We start from the raw sequence: 4,620 nt of genomic DNA, 5'->3' as shown, positions 1-4,620 counted from the left end.
CGGGTAGCCGAGCCAGCTCGGCCGGGGTGCTGGGCACCACGACGGTGAGCTCGACGGGGCCCAGGTCACGTGCCCACCCCGCGGCGCCGGCGGCGGGACGCGCCACCTTGGGGGTCTGCGCCGCGTTGCCGAGGATGAACACGGCGAGCGCCGCGATGACGACCGCCGCCACCGTGCGGGCGGTCACTCGCTGGTCGCCGATGCGGCCGAAGCATCCACAGGAGGGCCGCAACAGCACGGTCACCCCGCGCGTGGACTGGGCGTCGGACGGCATCCCCCGATCGTCACCCAGCCGCGGCGACGCGTGGACTCACCCGGTGACGTGCGCCGCCCGCAGCTGCTCAGCGATCTCGTCGACGAACTCCGTGACCGCCTGGGCCCCGTTGACCGGGCCTCCGGCGAGGTTGCCGTCGGTGCCGATGAGAACGGCACCCGGCGTGGCGCACCCGAAGGCGCGGCGGGCAACACCGTTCGGGTCGAACCAGGCCAGGCCGCTCAGATCCGGCCAGGTGCTCGTCAACGCAGCCGGTGCGACCATGAGCACGGCCCGCACCGTCACGGGTGCGAGGTCCTGGCTCCACTGGGCGACGAAGGGCTTGACGGCCTCGCACGACCCGCACCCCGGGTTGAGGAAGATGAGCAGGTGCGCAGCCGCCGGCGTCTCGCGGGAGAGCAGCACGAGAGCACCGGCCTCGTCGAGCAGCTGGGCCACCGGCGCGGGGGTCGGCAGGTAGTCGCCGTCGTCGTCGACGGGCAGCTCGCCCGTGACCACGCCGTCGACGGCGGTGACCGGATCCGCCGCCGTCGGTCGGTAGAGCACCAGGCCGGTCACCGCAGCCGCCAGGGCCGCGGTCGCAAGCCACCCCCACAGTGACGGGTCCTCGAGCAGGGCCGCGAGCACGCCGGAGCCGCTGAGCCCCAGGGCCAGCGACAGGGCGGCGCTCGCCACGAGGGCGATGTTGCGCCACACGGTGACGGCGGTGACCCGGGTGTCGCCCAGGGCGCCGAAGCAGCCGCAGTCGACCGCCTCCGGCATGCGCACCGCCCGCACGACGAGCCAGAGGTAGGCCAGGAACAACCCCAGGGTCAGTGCCGCGACCACCACCAGGGCCGAGCCGGTCGCGAGCACGAGCCACACCCCGAGGGCGATCTCGACCCACGGGAGGGCCCGGCGCAGCAGCGGGTGACGCAGCCCCGCTGGGACGTCGAGGTCGACGAAAGCCGTGTCGACGGCATCCGGATCGCGCAGCTTGGCGACACCACTGACGAGGAGCACGACGGCACACGTGAGGACGGGGAGCAGGAGGGCGCTCGGCATGGCGGCATTCTCTCGCACCCGGTCCTAGGCTGTGGCCATGCCGTTGATGTGGGAGGACCTTCAGGAAGCGCCCTCGCGCACCGACCGATGGAAGGCCACGCTGCGCAAGCAGCCGTCGGCGTTCCTGCTCGCCGTGCAGATCCTCGTCATCCTCCTGCTTCCCGTGCTCGAGTCGTCGTCGTGGGGGGCTGCGGTCATCTCGCTGCTCAGCCTGTCAGCGCTCATCATCGCCGTGTTCACGGTGCGCAGCACACCGGCCCTGACGTGGCTCTCGGCAACGCTGGCCCTGCCGGCGGCGGTCTTCGAGATCTGGAGCCTGATCGACGACAGCTCGACGGTGGTGGCGTTGGCCCACTCGGCGCTGGCCGTCTTCTACTTCTACACGGCGTACGCGCTCATCTCGTACATGTTCGAGGACTCGTGGGTCACCAAGGACGAGCTGTTCGCCGTCGGTGCCTGCTTCACGGTGCTCGTGTTCGCCTTCGCCTACCTCTTCATGGCCATCCAGGAGGTCTACCCGCAGTCGTTCACCTCGTTCGACGGGCCCGGGAAACGGACCCTGCTCGAGCTCATCTACTACTCCGGGGCCAACCTCACCAGTGTCGGCCTGTCCGACGTCGGGCCGATCCGGCCGCACGCACGAGCCATCGGCACCGTCGAGCAGCTCGCCGGCGTCATGTACGTCGCCATGGTCATCTCGCGCCTGGTGGCGCTGACCGTCATGCGCGCCCGCAGCTGAGCAAGCGCCGCCGCCGTCGTCGTTCAGCCGTCGAGGTCCTCGATGCGGGCCAGGCTGGGGCCGCGCGCGGTGGAGAGCTCAGCAGCCCGCGCCTCGGCCTCGCGCAGCACCCGCAGGATGTTCCCGCTCGTCAGGGCGGCGAGGTCGGTGTCGCTCCAGCCACGCTCCGCGAGCGCGGCGAGCAGGCGGGGGTACCCGCTGACGTCCTCGAGGCCGGTGGGGAGGTGGTCGACGCCGTCGTAGTCGCCGCCGAGGCCGATGTGCTCGATGCCGGCGACCTCCCGCACGTGCTCGCAGTGCGCGACGACGTCGTCGATGCTCGCCTGCGGACGGGGCGCGTCGGTGGGCTCGCGGTCCCAGTCGCGCAGCGCCTGGCTGACGAAGTACGGCACGAAGGTCACCATGCACACCCCGCCGTTGTCGGCCAGGCGGGCCAGCACGTCGTCGGGCACGTTGCGGGGGTGGTCGCACAGCGCCCGGGCCGAGGAGTGCGAGAAGATCACCGGCGCCTGGGTGGTGTCCAGTGCGGCCCGCATGGTGTCGGCCGACACGTGGGAGAGGTCGACGAGCATGCCGAGGCGGTTCATCTCGAGCACGACCTCGCGGCCGAACGCCGACAAGCCGCCGACCACCGGGGTGTCGGTGGCGGAGTCCGCCCACGGCACGTTGTCGTTGTGGGTCAGGGTCAGGTAGCGCACCCCGAGGGAGAACAGCATCCGCAGCGCCCCCAGGGAGCTGTCGATGCTCTGCCCACCCTCGGCGCCGATGAGCGAGGCGATCCTGCCCTGCTCGATCGCTCGTTCGATGTCGGATGCCGTGCGGGCGGCGACGAGGTCGTCGGGGTAGCGCGCGATCATGGCGTGCACCGCGTCGATCTGCTCGAGCGTCGCCGTCACCGCCTGGCTGCCGGGTAGGTCGGAGGGCACGAACACCGACCAGAACTGGGCGCCCACGCCGCCGGCTCGCAACCGGGGGATGTCGGTGTGGGTCGGCTGCCCGGGCAGCGCGATGTCGAGCTCGGCCCAGTCGTAGGCGACCCGCTCCCGGGCCTCCCACGGCAGGTCGTTGTGCCCGTCGATCACGGGGTGGTGCCGGAGCAGGTCGTGAACGCGGGCGTCGGTCTCGGAAGCCATGCCCGGACCCTACTGCGACGTGCCGGAGCGCCGCTGCCGGGAACTACAGTGGCGTCATGCCCTCCACCCCGAGTCGCGGCAGCGTCGCCCTGGTCACCCTCGGGTGCACCCGCAACGAGGTCGACTCGGAGGAGTTGGCCGGCCGGCTGTCGGCGCAGGGCTGGACCCTCGTCGACGACGCGGCGGACGCCGACGTCGCCCTGGTCAACACCTGCGGCTTCGTCGAGCAGGCCAAGAAGGACTCCATCGACACCCTCCTGGAGGCGGCCGACCTCAAGGAGTCGGGGCGCACCAAGGCGGTCGTCGCGGTGGGCTGCCTCGCGGAGCGCTACGGCCAGACCCTCGCCGACGAGCTGCCCGACGCCGATGCCGTGCTCGGCTTCGACTCCTACCGCGACATGTCGAGCCACCTGACGGCGATCCTGGCCGGCGAGCGACCGGCATCCCACGTCCCCTCCGACCGCCGCAGGCTGCTGCCGCTGTCTCCGGTCGACCGCTCCGCCGCGGCGGATGCCGTGGCGTTGCCCGGCCACGGGGACGGTGAGGCCTTCGTGCGCTCGCGGCTCGGGGGCGGGCCGTGGGCACCGCTGAAGATCGCGAGCGGCTGCGACCGTCGCTGCTCGTTCTGCGCCATCCCGATGTTCCGCGGCTCCTTCGTGTCCCGTCGTCCCACCGACGTCCTCGCCGAGGCACGGTGGCTCGGGGAGCAGGGCGTGAGCGAGCTGTTCCTCGTCAGCGAGAACTCGACGTCCTACGGCAAGGACCTGGGTGACCTCGGCCTGCTCGAGAAGCTGCTTCCTGAGCTGACCGCGGTGCCGGGTGTCGAGCGGGTGCGGGTGTCCTACCTCCAACCGGCCGAGGTGCGCCCGGGGCTGCTCGCGGCGATGGCAGACACCCCCGGTGTCATGCCGTGGTACGACCTGTCCTTCCAGCACTCCTCCGAGACCGTGCTGCGCCGGATGCGCCGGTTCGGGGGCACCGAGCCCTTCCTCGACCTCATCGGGCGCGTGCGCGACCGCCAGCCACTCGCCGGGGTCCGCAGCAACGTCATCGTGGGCTTCCCGGGCGAGACCGGGGCCGACGTCGACGAGCTCGAACGCTTCCTCACGCAGGCTCGCATGGACGTCGTCGGTGTCTTCGGCTACTCCGACGAGGACGGCACCGAGGCCGAGTCGCTCGGCGGCAAGCTCCCCGAGCACGTGGTCCTGGAGCGGGTCGAGCGGATCACCGGCCTCGTCGAGGAGCTCACGGCACAGCGCGCGAGCGAGCGGGTGGGGGAACGGGTGATCGTCCTGGTCGAGGACCACGACGAGGACGACGAGGGGGTGGCGATCGGCCGCGCCGAGCACCAGGGGCCGGACGTCGACGGGGTGTGCCTCGTGCGGGCCGCGGACGGCGCCCTGCCAGCGGTCGGTCAGTTCGTCGAGGGT

General features: G+C 71.9%; 5 protein-coding genes. 2 read left to right on the top strand and 3 right to left on the bottom strand.

Annotated features, from left to right (window positions below; translation table 11 throughout):
• Together PLL68_RS12380 and PLL68_RS12375 are read right to left on the bottom strand one after the other, a co-directional pair.
• Positions 1-274, bottom strand: a 274-nt coding sequence (locus tag PLL68_RS12380) for a hypothetical protein (RefSeq protein WP_324534518.1), incomplete at its 3' end; no start/stop codon positions are given.
• A 36-nt stretch (positions 275-310) separates the two neighbouring features.
• Positions 311-1,318, bottom strand: coding sequence for a MauE/DoxX family redox-associated membrane protein (locus PLL68_RS12375; protein WP_324534516.1), 1,008 nt, complete (start codon positions 1,316-1,318; stop codon positions 311-313).
• A gap of 37 nt (positions 1,319-1,355) precedes the next feature.
• Here PLL68_RS12375 and PLL68_RS12370 point away from each other — a divergent pair, with 37 nt between their 5' ends.
• Positions 1,356-2,057, top strand: coding sequence for an ion channel (locus PLL68_RS12370; RefSeq protein ID WP_324534515.1), 702 nt, complete (start codon positions 1,356-1,358; stop codon positions 2,055-2,057).
• Positions 2,058-2,080: 23 nt separating this feature from the next.
• Here PLL68_RS12370 and PLL68_RS12365 read toward each other — a convergent pair whose 3' ends face one another.
• Positions 2,081-3,190, bottom strand: coding sequence for a dipeptidase (locus PLL68_RS12365; protein ID WP_324534513.1), 1,110 nt, complete (start codon positions 3,188-3,190; stop codon positions 2,081-2,083).
• Between the two features lie 56 nt (positions 3,191-3,246).
• On the opposite strand from PLL68_RS12365, the gene rimO reads away from it, so the two are divergent.
• On the top strand, positions 3,247-4,620 hold a 1,374-nt coding region (rimO, locus tag PLL68_RS12360), incomplete at its 3' end, for a 30S ribosomal protein S12 methylthiotransferase RimO (RefSeq protein ID WP_324534511.1).

It is taken from the genome of Ornithinibacter sp., assembly GCF_035443565.1.
Taxonomy (GTDB): domain Bacteria; phylum Actinomycetota; class Actinomycetes; order Actinomycetales; family Dermatophilaceae; genus Fodinibacter.
Note: the sequence above shows the minus strand (reverse complement) of the source record. Positions and strands in the feature narration are given on the sequence as shown.